The organism is Microbacterium sp. SD291 (genome assembly GCF_017355365.1).
Lineage (GTDB): Bacteria > Actinomycetota > Actinomycetes > Actinomycetales > Microbacteriaceae > Microbacterium.
The window spans coordinates 1-20,057 of record NZ_JADIJR010000042.1 but is presented as its reverse complement, the minus strand read 5'-3'; the positions used below and the strand labels follow the sequence as shown (position 1 = coordinate 20,057).

Below are 20,057 nucleotides of genomic sequence, written 5' to 3'. Positions count from 1 at the left end.
CGCTCTGCTGGTACCACCACCGCTCCCTGGACCACTCCGAGTGGGAGATCCGCATGGCAGACGGCATCCCGCAGATCCGGGGCCCTGCCTGGTGGGACCCCGACCGGAAGTGGCGCACCCCGAAACCCACGCTCGACGCGCTCCGCGCCCTCGCCACCACCGGCCCACCCGGCCGATAGGTTACGGCCCCGGCGCCGGGGCCGGGGTGCTCGCCGCACGATCAGCGGCGGGACCATCGCGCCGCCGGATCGATCGCATCGCTCTGCCGGCATCCATCGATCAGCGGCGGGACCATCGCTCTGCCGGCATCCACCGCGCAGCGTCCCGCTGTTGAAGAGCCCCTCGGGGCAAACGTCAGGCGCGACCCTCGAGCACCCCGTGGCAGCGCGTCAGCCGCTCGATCCACCAGTCGCGGCGCTCGGCCGGTGCCGCGAGGCGATCGAGGGCAGCGGCATCCGGAGTCACCCGTCCGACCGGGATCGAGCCGTCGACGGGCCGCAGGTCTGCGACATCGTCGAGGAACAGCGATGACGTGCCGAGCCCGCAGTCGAACTCGAGGGTCGGAAGCGCCGCCGCGAGAGCCACCCCCTGCGACAGTCCGATCGCCGTGTCGAGAGCGCTGGAGACCACGGCCGGGAGTCCGGCGGCGGTGACCAGCTGCAGGGCGTGCGTGATGCCTCCGAGCGGCTGCGCCTTGATCACCAGCAGGTCCGCAGCGCCGGCCCGCGCCACCGCCAGCGGATCCGACGACTTGCGCACGCTCTCGTCCGCCGCGACCGGAATGCCCATGTACTTCACCCGCTTGCGCAGCTCCGCCAGCTCCGGCACGGTCGCGCATGGCTGTTCGACGTACTCGAGGTCGAACTCGTTCAAGGCGTGCACGGCGTGCTCCGCTTCGTCGACATTCCAGAACCCGTTCGCATCGACGCGGATCCGGCCCTCCGGCCCCATCGTCTCGCGCACCGCCCGCACTCGAGCCACGTCATCCGCCAGCGTCTGTCCGGGCTCGGCGACCTTGACCTTCGCCGTACGGCACCCGGCGAAACGGGCGAGCACCGCCGCGACCTCCGACGCAGGGACCGCCGGCACGGTCGCGTTGACGCCGATCCGGTCGCGGACCGGCGCAGGCTGCGTCTTCCACGCGAAGTCGATCGCCGCGGTGAGCCAGGTCGCCGCTTCGGCATCCTCGTACTCGACGAAGGGTGAGAACTCCGCCCAGCCTTCCGGCCCCTCGAACAGCAGCGCCTCTCTCGTGTCCACTCCGCGGAAGCGGGTGTGCATCGGGAGGGCGACCACCCTGGCGGAATCGATGAGTTCTGCGAGCGGCGGAAGCATGTGCCCATTCTGTACGTCTCGCTCGGCCTTGTGTGCCTCCCTCGACCGAATTCCTGGATTCCGGTCGAGGCAAGGGCGCATGACCGATCGAAGCGCGCGACCGAGAAGCCCCGAAAAGCACTGAAACACACCGGAACGCGGCCCTAGGCTGGGAGGATGCCGCAACCCCGCTTCGCCCTCGATGTCGAGGCCTTCGACCGCCCCTCCCGCTCGCAGGCGCTGCTGGATGCCGTGCACTCCAGCGTCGTGATCGCCGACGGCGCCATGGGCACGATGCTCCAGCAGCACGACCTGTCCATCGAGACGGATTTCCAAGGGCATGAGGGCTGCAACGAGATCCTCAACGCCACCCGTCCCGACGTCATCGCCGGCATTCACGACGCCTACTTCGCAACCGGCATCGACGCGGTCGAGACGAACACGTTCGGCGCGAACTGGTCGAACCTGTCCGACTACGGCATCGACGACCGCATCCACGAGCTCGCCGAGGTCGGCGCGCGCATCGCCCGAGAGAGCGCCGAGGCGGCCGAGGCCGCAGACGGCCGGATGCGCTGGGTGCTCGGCTCGATGGGTCCAGGCACCAAGCTGCCGAGCCTCGGCCACACCACCTACGAGCACCTCAAGCAGACCTTCGCGCTGCAGGCGGAGGGCCTCATCGACGGGGGAGCCGACGCCTTCCTCATCGAGACCAGCCAGGACCTCCTGCAGACGAAGGCGGCGGTGAACGGATGCCGGCAGGCGATCGTCGCCCGCGGCATCCGCCTGCCGATCTTCGTGGAGGTGACCGTCGAGACCACCGGCACCATGCTGATGGGCTCAGAGATCGGCGCCGCGCTCACCGCACTCGAGCCGCTCGGCGTCGACGCGATCGGCCTCAACTGCGCCACCGGCCCCGCCGAGATGAGCGAGCACCTGCGGCACCTGTCGAAGCACTCCACCGTGCCGATCGCCTGTATGCCGAACGCCGGCCTCCCCGTGCTCGGTGCGAACGGCGCGCACTATCCACTCACGCCCGTCGAGCTCGCCACCGCGCACGAGCAGTTCGTGCGCGAGTTCGGCCTCGGCCTGATCGGCGGATGCTGCGGCACCACCCCCGAGCACATGACCGCCGTCGTGGAGCGGCTCGCCCTTCGACGAGCTCAGGGATCCATCCGCGTGCCGGAGCGCGAGATCGAGATCGAGTCGGGCGTCGCGTCGCTGTACCAGCACGTCGCCTTCGACCAGGATGCCTCGTACCTCGCGATCGGCGAGCGCACCAACGCGAACGGCTCCAAGGCGTTCCGCGAGGCGATGCTCGAGGAGCGCTGGGACGACTGCGTCGAGATCGCCCGCAACCAGATCCGCGTCGGCGCGCACCTGCTCGACGTGTGCGTCGATTACGTCGGACGTGACGGCGTCGCCGATATCCGCGAGGTGGTCTCCCGCTTCGCCTCGCAGTCCACGCTCCCGCTCGTGATCGACTCGACCGAGCCTCCCGTCATCCAGGCAGGCCTCGAGCTGATCGGCGGCCGGCCGGTCGTCAACTCGGTCAACTATGAAGACGGCGACGGCCCCGACAGCCGCTTCGGCCGCATCATGCCGCTCGTGAAGGAGCACGGCACCGCGGTCATCGCGCTCACGATCGACGAGGAGGGCCAGGCCCGCACCGCCGACGGCAAGGTGGCGATCGCCTCACGCCTCATCGATTCCCTCGTCGGGGAATGGGGCATGCGGGTCGAGGACATCATCGTCGACGCCCTGACCTTCCCGATCGCCACCGGCCAGGAGGAAACCCGCCGCGACGGCATCGAGACGATCGAGGCGATCCGCCGGATCACGCAGAAGTATCCCGGCATCCACACCACCCTGGGCGTCTCGAACGTGTCGTTCGGCCTCAATCCGGCCGCGCGCGTGGTGCTGAACTCGGTGTTCCTGCACGAGGCGTCCGAGGCCGGTCTGAGCTCGGGCATCATCGATGCCGCCAAGATCGTGCCGCTCGCGTCCCTTCCCGACGAGCAGCGCAAGGTCGCCCTCGACCTCGTCTGGGATCGCCGCGAGTACGACGCCGACGGCAACGTCACGTACGACCCGCTGTCGACCATGCTCGACCTTTTCGCGGGCGTCGACACCGCGGCCCTTCGCGACCAGCGCGCCGCCGAGCTCGCAGCTCTCCCGGTCGGCGAGCGGCTCGAACGACGGATCATCGACGGCGAGGGCAAGGGCCTCGAGGGCGACCTCGACCTCGCGCGGGCCGGAGGCAAGAGTGCCCTCGGCATCATCAACGACCACCTGCTCGAGGGCATGAAGGTCGTCGGCGAGCGCTTCGGCGCTGGTGAGATGCAGCTGCCGTTCGTGCTGCAGTCGGCCGAGGTCATGAAGAACGCGGTCGCGCTGCTCGAGCCGCACATGGAGAAATCGGATGCCTCCGGCAAGGGCACCATGGTGATCGCGACCGTCCGCGGCGACGTGCACGACATCGGCAAGAACCTCGTCGACATCATCCTCACCAACAACGGCTACAAGGTCATCAACCTCGGCATCAAGCAGCCGATCGCCGACATCATCGCCGCCGCCGAGGAGCATGACGCCGACGTGATCGGGATGTCGGGGCTGCTCGTGAAGTCGACGGTCGTGATGAAGGAGAACCTGCTCGAGCTGCAGTCGCGCGGCCTCGCGAAGAAGTGGCCGGTCATCCTCGGCGGTGCGGCGCTGACCCGCGCCTACGTCGAGGACGACCTGGCGAGCCTGTTCGACGGCGAGGTGCGCTACGCGAAGGACGCGTTCGAGGGTCTCGCGCTCATGGAGCCCCTGGTGCGCGTCGCCCGCGGCGACGACCCTTCCGAGGTGGGCCTGCCCGCACTGAAGAAGCGCATCCACTCCCGCGGCGCGAAGCTCACGCTCACCGAGCCCGAGGCGATGCCCGGGCGTTCCGACGTCGCGACCGACAACGACGTGCCGGCCCCGCCGTTCTGGGGCACCCGCATCGTCCGTGGCATCGCGCTCGCCGACTACGCCGCCTATCTCGACGAGCGCGCGACGTTCATGGGGCAGTGGGGCCTGAAGCCCGGACGCGGCGAGGACGGGCTCTCCTACGAGCAGCTCGTCGAGACCGAGGGCCGCCCGCGCCTGCGGTACTGGCTCGACCGGATCCTCGGCGAGGGGATGCTGGACGCCTCCATCGCCTACGGGTATTTCCCGGTCGTCTCCGAGGGTGACGACGTCGTGGTGCTGCACCACGGCGACGACCCTGACGGCGTGCTCGGTGTTCCCGGACTGCTCGCCCCCGATGGCGGATCGGGGCCCCTCGGCACCGACCGCCTGCGCTTCACCTTCCCGCGCCAGCGCCGCGACCGGCACCTCGACCTCGCCGACTTCGTGCGCTCCCGCGAATCGGGGCAGGTCGACGTGCTGCCGGTGCAGCTCGTCACTGCCGGTGCCGCGATCGACAAGGTCACCGCCAAGCTGTTCGCCGAGAACAGGTACCGCGACTACTACGAGCTCAACGGCCTCGTCATGCAGCTCACGGAGGCGCTCGCCGAGTTCTGGCACGCCCGCATCCGCTCCGAGCTCGGATTCTCCGCCGAGGATCCGACCGACACCGCCGGGCTCTTCAAGCTCGAGTACCGCGGCGCCCGGTTCTCCCTCGGCTACCCCGCGTGCCCCGACATGGAGGACCGCCGCAAGGTGGTCGAGCTGCTGCGCCCCGAGCGCATGGGCGTGGAGCTCAGCGAGGAGCTGCAGCTGCACCCCGAGCAGTCGACGGATGCCTTCGTGTTCCACCACCCCGAGGCGAAGTACTTCTCGGTCTGACCTGACTGCCGACGCCCGACCTGACTGCCGACGCCTGACCGGGGCGCCGTCAGCGGGAGGGGGCGTGGACGGGCAGGTGCGGCGCCCGCGTCATCGCCTCGGGGGTGGCGACCAGCGGTTTCGCACGCCGGAGCGCGGCGAGCACCGGCCGGCCGATCAGGATGACGCCGACGATCGTCGTGACGGCGCGCAGCGTGTCCCACCCGGCCGTCGACGTGACGAGCGAATAGAGCAGGAAGCTGCCGAGGTTCTGGCCGAGCGGCGCACCGGGAACGTACGAGATCGCGGTGCCAGCGCCGACGGCGAACGGCCAGAACCACACGTTCATCAGCAGGCCGAACACGTACGACGCCACGACCCCGTAGACGCACAGCATCGCGATCTCGGCCCTGCCGTCGAGGCGGCGCGGTAGGAGCCCTGCGCCCGCACCGACCCACGCGCAGGCGAACATCTGGAACGGCGTCCACGGGCCGAATCCGCCGAACACCGTGGATGACAGTGCGATCGTCGCCGCTCCGAGCAGCATCCCGAACCTCGCCCCGAACGCACGGCCGGCGAGGATCAGAAGGATGAACACCGCCTCGACTCCGCCGACGCCGGTGCTGGCGATGCGCACCGCGGTGCCGATCGCCGCCAGCACGCTGAGATATGCGAGCGTATGCGCCGACCGCACGCTCTCGTCGAGCGCCGCGAGGACCACGAGCGCCGCGACCGGCACGAGCGCGAGGGCCGCCCACGGGGCGGCGGACTCCGCCTGCCCGGGGAGCGCTGAGGCCACGAACGGCCAGGTGAAGGCCGCCAGCGCCACGAGGTTCGCGATGACGAGAGTGGTCCCGGCGGTTGAGCGGCCGAAGCGAGCGCCGTGCTGAGCGAGCGAGGCGAGTCGAAAGGACGAAACGCGGTGAGCCTCTGCAGAACTCCGGCTGGCGCGTGTCGTCTCGCCTGCGGCTCGCTCGACGACCGAAGGGGCGGATGCGGTGTGCGGGGCGACCCGGAGGGCGGATGCCGTGTGCTCGGCGACGGCGACGGGGAGCGCTGCCGCGGGCACGACCCCGTCCCGCATCGGCAGCACGCGGGCGCCGAGCGCCGCGGCGAAGTCCGCATCGTGCGTCGCGAGCAGCACTGCAGTGCCGGCATCCGCCGCCTGCTGGAGAGCCACCCGCACCTGCTCGCGCGCCGAGGCGTCGAGTCCGCGGGTGGGCTCGTCGATCAGAAGAGCGTCCGGCGACCGGGTCAGCTGCAGCGCGATCGCGAGGCACCGGCGCTCGCCGAGCGACAGATCGAGCGGATGCCGTCGCATCCGCGCAGCGAGCGCATCGTCGTCGAGCCCGAGGAACGCCGCGAACCGGTCGGCGGCCGGAACGAGGTCGGCGGCGCCGGAACGCCGGGCGACCCGGTCGGCCCGTGCGCATTCCGCGGTGACCGTGTCGCGGGTGAACAGGTCATCCGAGGAGTCGGGGACGAGCACGGGATGCCCGGTGACCCCGACCCCCTTCGGCGGCAGCGCGAGAGCGAGGAGCAGCGACGACTTGCCCGCGCCGTTCGGGCCGATCAGTGCCGCGATCTCACCGGCGGCCAGCGAGAACGTGGCGTCGTGCACGGCCACGGTGTCGCCGTGCGCGATGCGAAGAGCGGATGCCGCGAGCACAGGAAGGCGTGGCGTCGGCGCGCCATCCCGCGCGGCGTGAGCGGCGATCGCATCATCCGGCGCGATCTCACCCGCCGAATCCGGCTCCGCCCCCGACGGCCGCGCGCTCACCACGAGCGTCCGCGCGTCCGTGTCGATCCGCCACCAGGAGTCCGCCGCATCGCCGAACCCCGCCCAGCGGTGCTCGGCCACGACGACGCACACGCCGGCGTCGTGCGCGAGCGCATCGAGCGCGCCGGCGACCCGGATGCGGGCGTCGGCGTCGAGATCGGCGAGCGGCTCGTCGACGAGGAGCAGCACGGGGCGCTCCACGACCGCCGCGGCGATCGCGACCATCGTCGCCTCGCCGGCCGACAGGGTCTGCATGGTGCGGTCGAGCAGTTCCGTGATCCCCAGGTGCCGGGCGACCTCGTCGACGCGAGCGGCGACGATCACGGGGGCGACCCCGCGCAGCTGCATCGCGAGGCCGATCTCGTCGCGCACGCGCTCGCTGCAGAAGCCCTCTCGCGGGTTCTGCAGCACGACCCCGACGAGCCGAGAGGTGTCGCGCGGCGGCGTGTCCCGGCGATGCCGGCCGGCGACCGTCACGGCTCCGGTCGACCATCCGCCGTCGACGTGATCGTGGAGTCCGGCGAGCGCGCGGAGGAGAGTGGACTTCCCCGAGCCGGTCGGGCCCGTCACGACGGCGAGCGACCCGTACCGGAGGGTGAACCGGGTGGTCGTGAGAACGTCGCGGTCGCCGAAGCCGAGGACGGCGTGGCTGACCGCGACGGGGTGCTCGCAGTCTCCGTCGACGGGTCGTCCGCCGAAGCCGCGCAGCTCCAGGCCGTTCGCGATGGCGGCGGCACGCTCCAGAGTGCGCTCGAGCACCGGCACGAGCATCCGCGGGCCCGGCTTCCCGCCGCGAAGCCGCTGGGCGACTCGCACTCGCCGCACCGCCGCGCCCAGCGCGGGGAGCGTCGACCAGGCGATGGCCATCGCCCGGGCGATCCCGCGCAGCGGCCCGCGGCGCGCGAGCTTCGCGAACAGGCGGGAGACGTCGAAGAGGGCGTTCAGGATGCCGAACGCGAGGATGACGCCGGCTACGGGCAGCGCGGAGAGCACGGCATCCCGGAGGCCGTCGACGGTCACCGGGCCGAGCAGCGACACCCAGCCGAACGGCGGCGGCAGCGGGATGCGCGGCAGCGGGAGGAGCACGGCGCCGGTGCCGGACGCGCCGTCGAACAGCACGCGGTAGACGACGCGGGCGACGACGAAGATCGCCGCCAGCCCCGCCGCCGCACGCAGCGGGCCGGGTCTCAGAGCGAGCCGGCCCGCTCGGGTCATGAGGTGGGCGCGGGCGCGGCGGGCTCGCCGTTCAGTGTGAACAGCAGCTCGACGCTGTCGCCGGGGTTGAGCTCGAGGCCGGCGAGACCGGTCTGGGCGTAGTCCCATTCGCCGTCGGCCGGCTTGACCCACAGCGACCAGTATGCGGTCGCGGCAGGCATGTCGGCGCACGTCTCGTGGTACGCGGCGCCGTCCGCACCCGGCAGCTCGGTCTCCTCCGACGGCACGCCGTTCACGCGGCAGATCACATCGTCGGGGTAGGTGGTCGTGCCGACCGTGGTCAGGCCGGCCTCGGCCGCGGCATCCGAACCGCCGATCGCCTCGTCGGTCTCGACGCAGGTCGTCGCGGAGGGGTCGTCCTCCACCTCGAGGTCGCCGGTGTCGACGATCACGGTGACGCCGGCACAGGAGCCGTCGGAGGCTGCGGACGCCTCAGGCGTCGGCGAAGCGGACGGTGCAGCGGTGGGGGAGCAGGCGGCGAGCGACAGGGCGAGCGCTGCCGCGGCGGCGATGGTCAGGGCGAGGGTGCGGGGCTTCGGGATCACCGTTATACATTACGGAATCGGGATGCCGGATGCCGGTCCGCGTCGTCACATTCGGGCCGCACCTCAGGCGAGCCGCTTCTGCAGCTCGCCCATCCGCTCGCTGGGCCGGAAGCCGAGCAGGGTGTTGACCGCGAGCATGTGGGCGTTCGACTCGGCGTTGTAGGTGTATACCGCCTTCGCCTGCGGCGCCTCGTGCTGCAGCATCCGCAGGTTCGCCACCTTCACGGCGATGCCGAGGCGATGGCCGCGATCCGCGGCACGCACCAGCGTGCCCCACTGGTAGGCGTTGCCGTCGTCGGCGGAGAGCACGAGCTGCGTGTACGCCGCCGCCGTTCCGTCGGCGGCGAGCGCGATGGTGCCCAACGACGTGCGCCGCTGTGCGACGAGGAGCGACTCCACCTCCCGGATGCTGTCGACATCGGGCTTCTGCGGCTCTATGTCGAGGTCGCCGGTCGGGGCCTCCGTCTCCAGCGTCGCATCGAGGGCGGTCCAGCTCTCGACCACGTCGTCGGGGATCGGGCCGGCCCAGCTGCGAATCCGATATCCCGCGACGAAGCCGGCGATCTCCGCCTCGATCCGCTCGAGCAGGCCGGGACGCACGGGGAGCGGGAGCCGGTTCTGCACGTCGCCGAGGGCGAGTGCGTATCCCCGGCGGCGGGAGAACTCGCGGCCGGGGCTCCCGGTGCCGTCCGGTCCGAGGCCGAACGGCCAGCTGGTGCTCGCCTGCGCGGTGGTGCGCCCGGATGCCTTCGCCTCCAGCTCGAGGAACGACAGAGCCGCGCTGCCGTGGCCGCGCCGCCGGTTCCCCGGATGCACGGAGACGGCGAGGTGGGCGACGTGCGTGTTGTCCTTCAGCGGGAGGCCGAGGCTCGCCGACCCGACGACGGTGCCGCCGTCGCGCAGCAGATATGCGCGCCGTTCGGAGATGGCTGACTCCTGCTGCAGTTCGCTGCGACTCTCCTCGCGGCTCCAGACCACCGCATCCCTGCCGCGATCAGCGCGCTCCGCGGCGGCGTACGCGTCCCACCAGGCGTCTACCGCGACGTCGTCGAAGGGATCGATGCGGCTGATCTCGAGGGTCATGCGCTCACGCTACTGCGCTCCGCGGCATCCGCCCGGGACACAGGCAGCGCCGCGGGCACAGCAATCAATGTGTCGTTGACAATAGTGTGTGACGCACAGTAATGTGGGGCACATGAACGAGACTCTCGACACGCACCTGCAGGAACTGCGGCGCGGCACCGTGGTGCTCGCCTGCCTGCAGCTGCTGCGCACCGCCGGCTACGGCTACGCACTGCTCGAAGAGCTCGAGCGCCGCGGCTTCGCCACCGACGCGAACACGCTGTACCCGCTGCTGCGCCGGCTGGAGAAGCAGGAGTACCTCACGAGCGAATGGAACACCGACGAGGCGCGTCCTCGCAAGTTCTACCGCACCTCGGATGCTGGCATCCGGCTCGCCGACACCCTGACCCAAGACTGGCGCGCGCTCACCATCGCGATCGCCTCTCTCACCGCAGAGGAGAACTGACATGACCACCACCGCCACCTCCACGCTCAGCCAGCGATACGTGTCGGCTGTCGCTCGCTCCGTGCCGCAGGCGAGCAGGGACGACATCAGTGCCGAGCTCGAGGCATCCATCGCCGACCAGGTCGACGGGCGGATCGCCGCGGGCGACGCGCCGGAGGCCGCTGAGCGCTCCGTCATCTCGGAGCTGGGCGACCCGATCGCTCTCGCAGCCACGCTCTCCGACCGGCCGCTCTGGCTGATCGGGCCGAAGCACTACACGACCTGGCTGAGGCTGCTGCGGCTGCTGCTGTGGACGGTCGCGCCGCTCGCGGCGATCGGCATCGGCGTTGCTTCGGCGCTGACCGGAGGCGATGTCGGCGACGTGATCGCATCGATCTTCGCCGGACTGCTCCAGATCGTGGTGCACATCGCGTTCTGGGTCACCCTGGTCTTCGTCATCCTCGAACGGACCGGCAACGACAGCGGTCTTCCGGAGTGGAACCCCGACCAGCTTCCCGCGGCGACGAGCAGGGCGATCGGGCTGTCCGACCTGATCGCGACCATCGTGATGTGCGTCGTCATGGCGGGCACGCTCGTGTGGGATCGCTTCGTGGGCTGGGGTGACGACGCCGTCCACGTGCTCGCTGAGGACCTGTGGCCGGGCGTGGCACTCGGCTTCCTCGTCATCCTGCTCGCGACCGTGCTCGTCGCCCTGGTCGTCTTCATCCGCGGTCGCTGGAGCTTCGGCCTCGCCCTCGTGAACGTGCTGCTGGGCCTGATCACCGCCGTGGGCGCATGCGTGCTGATCTGGCAGAACAGGCTGCTGCACTCCGACCTCACCGGTCTCTGGGCAGACTCGCCGGCGGGGGTCACCATGGCGATCGACGTCACCCTGACCGCGGTGTTCATCGGCGTGCTGCTGAGCTCGATCGCCGACAGCTGGGGCAAGGTCGTCAAGGCGCGTCGCGCCTGACAGCATCCGCATCTGCCGGCATCCGCACGGAGAGCGCCGCCTCGCGAGGCGGCGCTCTCCGTTTCCGCGCCCGGCGAGGAATAGGGTGGATGCCGTGGCCACCGCATCCGTCTCAGACCTGTTCGACCCCGCCGAATGGGTGCTCGCGCCCGGCGCGGAGGACTACACCGACATCACCGCCCACGTGTCCGTCGACGGGGGAGTCGCGCGCATCGCATTCGACCGGCCGGAGGTGCGCAACGCCTTCCGCCCGCACACGGTCGACGAGCTCTACCGGGCGCTGGACATCGCCAGGCAGGACCCGCGGATCGGCGCCGTGCTGCTCACCGGCAACGGGCCGAGCCCGAAGGACGGCGGCTGGGCGTTCTGCTCCGGCGGCGACCAGCGCATCCGCGGCCGCGACGGCTACAAGTACTCCGACCCTTCGACAGACTCAGGGACCCAGGCCGACCAGGCGCATGTCTCCGTGGGCCGCCTGCACATCCTCGAGGTGCAGCGCCTGATCCGCTTCATGCCGAAGGTCGTGATCGCGGTCGTCCCCGGCTGGGCTGCCGGCGGCGGTCATTCCCTGCACGTCGTCTGCGACCTCACGATCGCGTCCGCCGAGGAGGGCCGCTTCAAGCAGACGGATGCCGATGTCGGCAGCTTCGACGCCGGATACGGCTCGGCGTACATGGCCCGCCAGACCGGCCAGAAGTTCGCACGCGAGGTGTTCTTCCTCGCCGAGGAGTACTCGGCGCAGCGCGCGTACGAGATGGGCGCCGTCAACCGGGTCGTCCCGCACGCCGAGCTCGAGCGGGAGGCGCTGAAGATGGCGCGCACCGTCCTCACGAAGTCCCCGACCGCCATCCGGATGCTGAAGTTCGCGTTCAACGCCGTCGACGACGGGCTCGTCGGTCAGCAGGTCTTCGCCGGCGAGGCGACACGTCTCGCGTACGGCACGGATGAGGCCGTCGAAGGCCGCGACTCGTTCCTCGAGAAGCGCGACGCCGACTGGTCCTCCTTCCCCTACCATTTCTGAGCCGTGCTGCCATGGTCACCCTGATTCCGACGGATGCCGAGGACCCGGCCGAACTGCGGGGCGCGCTGGTCCGCGCGCTCGACGGCGGCCCGGCGCTGGGTTTCGGGATGGTCTCGGGGACACCGGAGCACGTGCCCGACGGAACTGCGGCGGTCATCGCGACCTCCGGGTCCAGCGGCATCCCCAAGCGTGTGGTGCTGAGCGGCGAGGCGCTGCGGGCGAGCGCGGCGGCGACCGCGGCGCGGATCGGCGCCGGGCGCTGGCTGCTCGCACTCCCCGCCGGGTACGTCGCGGGCCTGCAGGTGCTGGTCAGATCCGTGCTCGCCGGCACCGAGCCGGCGGTGCTCCAGGGACGATTCTCACCCGACGCGTTCGCCGATGCGACGCTTCTCATGCTCCGCCCGTCGACGGGCGGAGAGGCCGGCGGCGACGGGCTCTACACCTCACTCGTGCCCGCGCAACTCGCGACCCTGCTCGATGCGGCCGACCGCAGCATCGCCGTACGCGCGGCCCTGCAGGCGTACCGGGCGATCCTCGTCGGAGGGCAGGCGCTCCCCGAGCCGCTCCGCGACCGGGCAGCCGATCTCGGCGCGAAGCTCGTGCGCACCTACGGCTCGACCGAGACCAGCGGCGGCTGCGTGTACGACGGCGTGCCGCTCGACACGGTCGCGGTGCGCACGGTCGACGGGGAGCTGCGGATCGCGGGCCCGATGCTCGCCGACGGCTACCTCGGCGACGGGGAGCTCACGGCGAGGACGTTCACCCGCGACGAGCACGGCATCCGCTGGTACCACACGGGCGATCTCGGGCTCATCGAAGACGGCGTCGTGCGGGTGCACGGCCGCGCTGACAACGTGATCGTGTCCGGCGGGATCAACATCTCCCTCGACCGGGTTGAGCGCCTCGTGCGGCAGGTGCCCGGGCTGCACGACGCCGTCGTGGTCGCAGTCGAGGACACGCGCTGGGGTGAGGCATCCGTCATCGTCGCCGTTCGCGGCGAAGTGCTGCGCCGGAGCGAGTCCGAGCAGCTCGCGCATGCCCGTGATCTCGTGGCGGCCGAGCTCGGCAGGCATGCGCGGCCGGCGCGTCTCATCGTGGTCGACGAACTCGCCGTCCTGCCGTCGGGCAAGCCCGACCGCGAGGCGATCCGCCGGACCGTCGCCGAACTGCACTGACCTGCATCAGGCGGCCGCCGGGGGCCTGCCAGACTGACGGCATGGCCTCGTACACGCACGGACACCACGAATCCGTCCTCCGCTCACACAGCGTGCGCGACATCGCGAACTCGGCGGAGTATCTCCGGCCGCACCTGTCGCCGTCGACCAGGCTCCTCGATGTCGGCGCAGGACCGGGGTCGATCACGGTCGACTTCGCGGCCGCAGTGGCCCACGTCACGGCCACCGAGATCGACGAGAGCGCGCTGTCGCTGTCGCGCGATCTCGCGCGCAGCCGCGGCCTGTCGAACCTCGACTTCTCGGTAGAGGACGTGCACGCGCTCAGCTTCGCCGACGACAGCTTCGACGTCGTGCACGCGCACCAGGTGCTGCAGCACGTCGGCGACCCGGTGCGGGCGCTGCGCGAGATGCGCCGCGTCGCAGTGCCGGGGGGCGTCGTCGCCGCACGGGATGCCGACTACGCGGGGTTCCACTGGTTCCCGGTGCTGCCCGAGCTCGATCGCTGGCTCGACCTCTACCGGCGTGCGGCACGCGCGAACGGCGGCGAGCCGGATGCCGGCCGCCGCCTGCTCGCCTGGGCGAGGGCCGCGGGGTTCGAAGACGTCACCGCGACCGCCTCGACCTGGTGCTACGCAGACCCCGGCCAGCGCGCCTGGTGGGGCGGCATGTGGGCTGACCGCATCCTCGAATCCGCCCTCGCCAGGCAGCTGGTCGACAGCGGCATGGCGGCGCCCGCCGAGCTGCAGGCGATCAGCGACGCCTGGAAGCGCTGGGCCGACGACGGCGACGGATGGTTCCTCGTGCCGCACGGCGAGATCATCGCGCGGGCCTGACCGCCGCCACCGCGGGATACATCCCCAGGCGGATGCTGCCGGTCCGGGTCCTCGCGTAGCGTGGGGGAGTGATCCGGCCGCTCTCCCGCACGGCGCTCGCCCTCGACATCGTGGGTGCGACGCTCCTCTTCGTCGTCTTCACGCCCATGTCGGTGGTCTTCTACGGGCCGGGGATGGGCGGCGAGGCGATCCAGGGCACGGCCGTCGCCGCGCTCGTGGTGGCCGGCATCCTGATGTTCGGCGGCGTCGCGATCGGCAGGCTCGCGCCCGGCCTCGCGCTCGCCGCGGCCTGGGTCGGCGCGGTGATCCAGATGCTCGCGGGCTTCGGGCCGGTGCCGATCGACCTCGCGATCCTGCTGGTGCTGTACGCGACGTCGGCCTGGGGCACCCGGAACGTGCTCTGGTGGGGATTCGGCTCGACCCTCTTCGGCGGATTCGTCGCCGCCGCCTACATCGTCTTCGTGAACGGCGTCACGTTCGGGGCGGGCAGCGGGTGGGAGCAGCTGACCGCCGGCACGCTGCTGCTGCTGGTGTCGGTCCTCGCACTCGGCTTCGCCTGGGTGAGCGGCCTTCTCTGGCGGGTGGTGCTGCGCGCGCGTCGCACCAGGGCCGCACAGCTGCAGGCCGAGTCCCTCGCCGCGGAGGAGCAGGAGCGGGTCCGCATCGCCCGCGACATGCACGATGTCGTCGCGCACTCACTGGCGGTCGTCATCGCCCAGGCCGACGGCGCGCGCTACGCGGCATCCGCCGATCCAGAACTCGCCACCGAGGCGCTGGGCACGATCGCGCAGACCGCCCGCGCGGCGCTCTCCGACGTCCGGCTGCTCCTCACCCAGCTGCGACACCGTCAGGGCGACGGTCCGCAGCCCACGCTCGCAGACCTCGAGACCCTGTTCGCGCAGGTGCGCCAGGCAGGGATCGAGCCGCGGATCACGGTCGATCCGACCCCGCCGGGGGAGCCGCCCGGGGCGATCCAGCTGGCCGTCTACCGGATCCTGCAGGAGGCGCTGACCAACGCGATCCGGCACGGCGACGGCTCCGTCGACGTGCACCTGGGCTGGCTGGCGGACCGGGTCGACATCCAGGTTCGCAACACCGTCGGCCCCGAGCAGGTGCTCGGCAGCGGCGGCCACGGCGTGATCGGCATGAGGGAACGGGCTCAGCTCGTGGGCGGTAGCCTTCAGGCGGAGCGGCAGGGTGCGCAGTTCGTCGTGCGCGCGTCGCTCCCGATCGCCGCAGCGGCCGACAGCTCGTGACCGGGAGCGGGAAAGGCCAGGCAATGGACGGCGCACGCGCGCGAATCAGGAGAACCGCATGATCAGGGTCGTACTCGTCGATGATCAGGCGCTGTTCCGCGCCGGCATCCGGATGCTGGTCGCCTCGCAGTCCGACCTCGACGTCGTCGGCGAGGCGAGCAACGGCCGCGAGGCGATCGACGTGGTGCGAGCCACGCGTCCCGATGTCGTGCTGATGGACATCCGGATGCCGGTGATGGACGGGCTCACGTCCACGGCCGAGATCCTGGCGCAGCCGGACCCTCCGCGCATCGTGATGCTGACCACGTTCGATCTGGACGAGTCCGCGGCGAGGGCGATCCGTCAGGGCGCGAGCGGGTTCCTGCTGAAGGACGCGGATCCCGAGTTCCTGCTCGCCGCGGTGCGGACCGTGCACGCGGGGTCCAGCGTGATCGCGGCCTCCGCGACCCGCGACCTCTTCACGCACTTCGCCGAGGCGCCGAAGCCGGTTCCTGCGCAGTTCGGGGGGCTCACCGACCGCGAGCGCGAGATCTTCGCGCTCGCCGCGCGCGGCCTGTCGAACTCCGAGATCGCCGCGCGCGAGTATCTCAGCGAGGCCACGGTGAAGACGCACATCAGCCGCATCCTCGCCAAGCTGGCGCTTCGCGATCGCGTGCAGCTGGTCGTGTTCGCGTTCGAGCACGGGCTGAACTGACGGCGGCGCGCAGCGCTCTCCGTCGTCGCCCGTGCTTCTCGACGATCCACGGAGCCGGTGACGAGCCGCGGTGCGATCGCCTCGATTCCTCCGCGATTCGTCCTCTCCTCCGCTGATCGTCGCCTCGCACCGTCAGACGCGTGCCCGGCTGATGACGGCTAGAGCCCCTGCCCGGCATCCCACAGGCGCTCGGTGCGGCCGGCCAGCATGGCGTCGAGCGACACGGCCTGGGCGTCGGTGAGCGACGCGACGTAGTCGATGATGCCGCGGCCGCGGGCGAGCACATCGAGCTCGGCGACCGTGCGCGACCCGACCAGCTCGGGAGCATCCGTCCGCAGCCGGCGATAGTCGTCGACCGCGAGCTCTACGAGATCGAGCAGGCGTCGCGGGGCGCGGCGGGCGTCGCGGGGGTCGTCGAGCCACCCCGCGAACCCGCAGACGAGCCGCTCCAGGACGCTGGCCTGGCCCCGCTGGTAGACGGTGAGGTCCGGGCGCTCGAGGATGAACCGCTCGTGCAGGAACTTGAGCACCGCGACCTCGTGCCACGTCTGCCGGCTCAGGCTGACGTGACCCGAGCGGAGATCCGGGGACCGGTGCACCTCGATCGACGACTGGAGCCGCGCGATCCAGGCCGCGGTGAACCTCGCGAGCGACCGCTCGCTCGCGAGGGACCCGTCGAACGGCTCGGCGACGAGCCCGTCGATCACCTCGGTGCCGACCTTCGCCACGGCTTCCCCGAACGCATCCGCGTCCGCGATCCAGCCGTCCTTGCTGCACAGACGCCGCCAGAGCAGCTCCAGGGAGTGACCCGGCGTCCTGGTGTCGGCGGCGAGGGCATGCTCGTCGGCTGCGCGCAGCGTGGCGAGGTCGCGATGCCAGGCGCGGAACTCGGCCGAGAGCGTCGCCGAGTTCAGCAGGCCGGCACGATAGAAGTCGTCGAGGTCGTGCAGCGAGTACGCGATGTCGTCGGAGATGTCCATGATGGAGCACTCGACCGTCTGCTGGCCGCGCTCAATCAGGGGGTACGCGGCGAGGGCCTGAAGAGCGTCCTGCTCGTCGACCGCGTAGTGGTTGAACTTGCTCATGCCTCCGCGCCGGCTGCCGCCCTCACCGCGGCGCCACGGATACTTCAGCACGGCCGCCCGCACCGCCGCGGTGAGGTTGAGTCCGACGCCTGGACGGTCGTGCTCGTCGAGGCGGGTCAGGATGCGGTATGTCTGCGCGTTCCCCTCGAAACCCTCGGTCAGGCCGAAGCGGGCGCGCGCCAGGCGATCGAGGGTGTGCTCGCCCAGGTGCCCGAACGGCGGGTGCCCGAGGTCGTGCGCCGCCGCGGCGGCCTGGACCACGACCGGATGCGCGCCACCGAGCTCGGCCACGATCCGGCTCGCCTCGTCGGTGCGCGTCGACAGGTGCGTCGCGATCGCCCGCGCCACGGCTGCCACCTTGATCGAATGCGTGAGCCTGTTGTGCACGGCGAGCCCGGCACCGGTCTGCGAGATCACCTGCGTGACAGCGGAGAGCCGCGAGTAGAAGGGGGAGAACCGGATGCGCTCGACATCGACCCGGAAATGCGGATGCCCCTCGGCGCGCTGGAACTCGTCGAGCGCCTCCGGGAGGCGTCGGGTCTGGCGGGGGTCGAGTCCTTCGTGGGCCATGAGGTCAGTGTGTCATCCGGCACGCCGCAATGCGGATCATCCTTCCGATGTACGAGGATGCGCCGCCAGGGCGACGCGCCGGATACGGCCCCGCTCATAGCGTCGTAGGCATGGAGATCACGACCACCGACCTCGGGCTCGCCGCCCGCGTCCAGCACCTGAAGAAGACCTACGGCGCGGGGGAGAGCACCGTGCACGCCCTCGACGACGTGAGCGTCGGCATCCGCCGCGGGCAGTTCACCGCGATCATGGGGCCCTCCGGCTCCGGCAAGTCCACCCTCATGCACATCATGGCGGGACTCGACTCGCCGACCGCCGGGCGCTCCTGGATCGGCGACACCGAGATCACCGGCCTCGGCGACCTCGACCTCACTATCCTGCGCCGGCGCCGCGTCGGCTTCATCTTCCAGGCGTTCAACCTGGTGCCGACCCTCACCGCTCTCGGCAACATCATGCTGCCGTTCGAGCTTGACGGCCGCCGCCCGAGCGCGATCGAGAAGGCCAGGGTCGACGGGCTCATCGACACGCTCGGGCTGGGGGCTCGCCTGAACCATCGCCCGCACCAGCTCTCCGGCGGCCAGCAGCAGCGCGTCGCGATCGCGCGTGCGCTCGCCACCTCGCCCGATCTCGTCTTCGCCGACGAGCCCACGGGCAACCTCGACTCCAGGACCGGCCGCGAGGTGCTGCAGCTGCTCGCCACGGCCAGCCGCGAGCACGGCCAGTCGATCGCGATGGTCACGCACGACGCGATCGCCGCGAGCCACGCCGACCGCGTGCTCTTCCTCGGCGACGGCCGGATCGTCGCCGACCACCCCCGACAGAGTGCCGAGGAGATCTCGGCGTACATGCTCGCCGCCGAGGTGGCCGCATGAGCGCGATCGCCGGGCCGCTGACGAGAACAGTCGTCCCGGAGACGGCGGCGACCGGCCCGCGCATGGGCTGGCTGCGCGATCGCGGCATGGGCGCGAGCGTGCTCGTCGCCGCGCTGTCGGCTGCGTTCGGCGTGGTGCTCGTCGAGACCACCGCGTACATCGGAGCGGTGCTGCAGGCCGACCCGTTCATCGGCGGCAGCGGTACGCTCGCGCTGATCGTCGCGCTGCTCTCGGTGCTGCTGACCGGCGTCGCGATGTACGTCGCGGCGATCGTCACCGCCAACACCTTCTCGACGATCATCGCCGGCCGCACCAGGCAGATCGCGCTGATGCGGCTGATCGGTGCGACCGCTCGCTCGCAGCGTGCCGACGTCGGGCGCCAGGGGCTCATCGTCGGCGTGATCGGCGCGAGCGTCGGGCTGCTCGTCGGCCTCGCAGTCGCGGCGATCGGCGTGCAGATCGGAGCCGGGTTCGTCGCGAACGACCCCGCCGGCTTCACGCTGGCGCAGCCGTTCATCGTGCTGCCGGCCGTCGGCGTCGCCCTCACCACGTGGGCTGCCGCCTGGGCGGGCTCCCGTCGCGTCCTCGCGGTCACCCCGCTGCAGGCCATCGGCGGATCCGTCGAGCGCACGCAGGAGGAGGTCTCCCGCACGAGCCGTCACATCGGCGCATGGGTGCTGATCGTCGTGGGGGCGGCGCTTCTCGCGGGCGGCGTGGCTTTCGGCCTGATCAGCCCGCTCGGCGTGGTCGTGGCCTTCTTCGGCGGCATCCTCTCCTTCACCGGGCTCGCCCTCGGATCGGTTCTGTTCATGCCACCGGTGCTGCGGCTCGTCGGCCGGATGTTCGGCTCGAGCGCGACCGCTCGCCTCGCCGCCGAGAATGCGCTGCGCTATCCGGAGCGCTCCTCGCGGATGGCGATCGGCGTGGTCATGGGCGTCACGCTCGTGACGATGTTCGCGGTGGCGCTCGAATCGGTCAAGCAGATGATGATGGAGCAGGTCGAGGGCGAGATCCCCGCCGAGTTCTTCGCACCGTTCGACGCGTTCGCGGCGATCATGATGGTGCTCGTGGCCGTCTCCGCGGTGATCGCGGCGGTCGGCCTGGTGAACCTCCTCACGATCGGCGTCGTGCAGCGTCGCCGCGAGCTCGGGCTGCTGCGCTCGATCGGGCTGTCGAACTCGCAGGTGCGCCGGATGGTGCTGCTCGAGGCGACGCACATCACGGTCGCCGCGACCCTCACCGGCCTCGCGCTCGGCATCGCCTACGGCTGGATCGCCGCGCAGTCCCTGCTGGGCTCGGCGCCGACGCTTCCCGATTTCGAGCCGGCAGGTCTTGTCGCCCCGCACGTGCCGTGGCTTCCCGTCGTGATCATCGTCGTGGCGACCGCGGTGCTGACCCTGGTCGCCGCAGCCACGCCGACCCGCCTCG

General features: G+C 71.2%; 15 protein-coding genes. 10 read left to right on the top strand and 5 right to left on the bottom strand.

Annotation, left to right across the window (positions count from 1 at the left end; translation table 11 throughout):
• Window positions 1-354 precede the first annotated feature (354 nt).
• Window positions 355-1,335 (bottom strand): o-succinylbenzoate synthase, encoded by a 981-nt coding sequence (locus IPV10_RS15675; RefSeq protein WP_207485397.1) that lies wholly within the window; start codon window positions 1,333-1,335, stop codon window positions 355-357.
• Between the two features lie 156 nt (window positions 1,336-1,491).
• Between IPV10_RS15675 and metH the strand changes: the two genes are divergently transcribed.
• Complete coding sequence (gene metH / locus IPV10_RS15670; protein ID WP_207485395.1) at window positions 1,492-5,124, top strand: methionine synthase; 3,633 nt, start codon at window positions 1,492-1,494, stop codon at window positions 5,122-5,124.
• A 49-nt stretch (window positions 5,125-5,173) separates the two neighbouring features.
• Here the strand turns inward: metH and IPV10_RS15665 are convergent, their stop codons facing one another.
• From IPV10_RS15665 to IPV10_RS15655, 3 genes are all read right to left on the bottom strand, one after another.
• Window positions 5,174-8,098, bottom strand: coding sequence for an ATP-binding cassette domain-containing protein (locus IPV10_RS15665; protein WP_207485393.1), 2,925 nt, complete (start codon window positions 8,096-8,098; stop codon window positions 5,174-5,176).
• Window positions 8,095-8,643 (bottom strand): hypothetical protein, encoded by a 549-nt coding sequence (locus IPV10_RS15660; protein ID WP_307861159.1) that lies wholly within the window; start codon window positions 8,641-8,643, stop codon window positions 8,095-8,097. Before IPV10_RS15660 ends, IPV10_RS15665 begins: the two co-directional genes overlap by 4 nt.
• Before the next feature lie 63 nt (window positions 8,644-8,706).
• A complete protein-coding gene (locus IPV10_RS15655; RefSeq protein WP_207485391.1) occupies window positions 8,707-9,726 on the bottom strand; it encodes a GNAT family N-acetyltransferase in 1,020 nt (339 codons plus the stop codon).
• Between the two features lie 112 nt (window positions 9,727-9,838).
• On the opposite strand from IPV10_RS15655, the gene IPV10_RS15650 reads away from it, so the two are divergent.
• The 7 genes from IPV10_RS15650 to IPV10_RS15620 all read left to right on the top strand — a co-directional run bounded on the left by IPV10_RS15650 (window position 9,839) and on the right by IPV10_RS15620 (window position 16,102).
• Window positions 9,839-10,171 (top strand): PadR family transcriptional regulator, encoded by a 333-nt coding sequence (locus tag IPV10_RS15650; protein WP_207485389.1) that lies wholly within the window; start codon window positions 9,839-9,841, stop codon window positions 10,169-10,171.
• A gap of 1 nt (window position 10,172) precedes the next feature.
• Window positions 10,173-11,123, top strand: coding sequence for a permease prefix domain 1-containing protein (locus tag IPV10_RS15645; protein ID WP_207485387.1), 951 nt, complete (start codon window positions 10,173-10,175; stop codon window positions 11,121-11,123).
• Between the two features lie 94 nt (window positions 11,124-11,217).
• Window positions 11,218-12,144 (top strand): 1,4-dihydroxy-2-naphthoyl-CoA synthase, encoded by a 927-nt coding sequence (locus IPV10_RS15640; protein WP_207485385.1) that lies wholly within the window; start codon window positions 11,218-11,220, stop codon window positions 12,142-12,144.
• An 11-nt stretch (window positions 12,145-12,155) separates the two neighbouring features.
• Complete coding sequence (locus IPV10_RS15635) at window positions 12,156-13,319, top strand: AMP-binding protein (protein ID WP_207485383.1); 1,164 nt, start codon at window positions 12,156-12,158, stop codon at window positions 13,317-13,319.
• A gap of 41 nt (window positions 13,320-13,360) precedes the next feature.
• A complete protein-coding gene (locus tag IPV10_RS15630; RefSeq protein ID WP_207485381.1) occupies window positions 13,361-14,152 on the top strand; it encodes a class I SAM-dependent methyltransferase in 792 nt (263 codons plus the stop codon).
• Between the two features lie 68 nt (window positions 14,153-14,220).
• Window positions 14,221-15,408 carry a sensor histidine kinase gene (locus IPV10_RS17250; protein WP_207485379.1) on the top strand — a complete coding sequence of 396 codons (1,188 nt, stop codon included), beginning with the start codon at window positions 14,221-14,223 and terminating at the stop codon, window positions 15,406-15,408.
• A 58-nt stretch (window positions 15,409-15,466) separates the two neighbouring features.
• Window positions 15,467-16,102, top strand: coding sequence for a response regulator transcription factor (locus IPV10_RS15620; protein ID WP_207485378.1), 636 nt, complete (start codon window positions 15,467-15,469; stop codon window positions 16,100-16,102).
• Window positions 16,103-16,260: 158 nt separating this feature from the next.
• Here IPV10_RS15620 and IPV10_RS15615 read toward each other — a convergent pair whose 3' ends face one another.
• The gene (locus IPV10_RS15615) at window positions 16,261-17,757 is read right to left on the bottom strand and encodes a deoxyguanosinetriphosphate triphosphohydrolase family protein (protein ID WP_207485376.1); all 1,497 of its coding nucleotides are present in this window, start codon (window positions 17,755-17,757) and stop codon (window positions 16,261-16,263) included.
• Between the two features lie 110 nt (window positions 17,758-17,867).
• Between IPV10_RS15615 and IPV10_RS15610 the strand changes: the two genes are divergently transcribed.
• Window positions 17,868-18,629: an ABC transporter ATP-binding protein gene (locus IPV10_RS15610; protein WP_207485374.1), complete on the top strand. Its 762-nt coding sequence runs from the start codon at window positions 17,868-17,870 to the stop codon at window positions 18,627-18,629.
• Window positions 18,626-20,057 (top strand): ABC transporter permease (locus tag IPV10_RS15605; RefSeq protein ID WP_207485372.1); only part of this gene is annotated, 1,432 nt, incomplete at its 3' end. The genes IPV10_RS15610 and IPV10_RS15605, both read left to right, overlap by 4 nt.

Excerpts from the sequence above, each read along its gene's own strand:
- IPV10_RS15675 (WP_207485397.1), bottom strand. The coding sequence starts at position 1,335 with ATGCTTCCGCCGCTCGCAGAACTCATCGATTCCGCCAGGGTGGTCGCC.
- metH (WP_207485395.1), top strand. The coding sequence starts at position 1,492 with ATGCCGCAACCCCGCTTCGCCCTCGATGTCGAGGCCTTCGACCGCCCC.
- IPV10_RS15665 (WP_207485393.1), bottom strand. The coding sequence starts at position 8,098 with ATGACCCGAGCGGGCCGGCTCGCTCTGAGACCCGGCCCGCTGCGTGCG.
- IPV10_RS15655 (WP_207485391.1), bottom strand. The coding sequence starts at position 9,726 with ATGACCCTCGAGATCAGCCGCATCGATCCCTTCGACGACGTCGCGGTA.
- IPV10_RS15650 (WP_207485389.1), top strand. The coding sequence starts at position 9,839 with ATGAACGAGACTCTCGACACGCACCTGCAGGAACTGCGGCGCGGCACC.
- IPV10_RS15645 (WP_207485387.1), top strand. The coding sequence starts at position 10,173 with ATGACCACCACCGCCACCTCCACGCTCAGCCAGCGATACGTGTCGGCT.
- IPV10_RS15635 (WP_207485383.1), top strand. The coding sequence starts at position 12,156 with ATGGTCACCCTGATTCCGACGGATGCCGAGGACCCGGCCGAACTGCGG.
- IPV10_RS15630 (WP_207485381.1), top strand. The coding sequence starts at position 13,361 with ATGGCCTCGTACACGCACGGACACCACGAATCCGTCCTCCGCTCACAC.
- IPV10_RS15620 (WP_207485378.1), top strand. The coding sequence starts at position 15,467 with ATGATCAGGGTCGTACTCGTCGATGATCAGGCGCTGTTCCGCGCCGGC.
- IPV10_RS15615 (WP_207485376.1), bottom strand. The coding sequence starts at position 17,757 with ATGGCCCACGAAGGACTCGACCCCCGCCAGACCCGACGCCTCCCGGAG.
- IPV10_RS15610 (WP_207485374.1), top strand. The coding sequence starts at position 17,868 with ATGGAGATCACGACCACCGACCTCGGGCTCGCCGCCCGCGTCCAGCAC.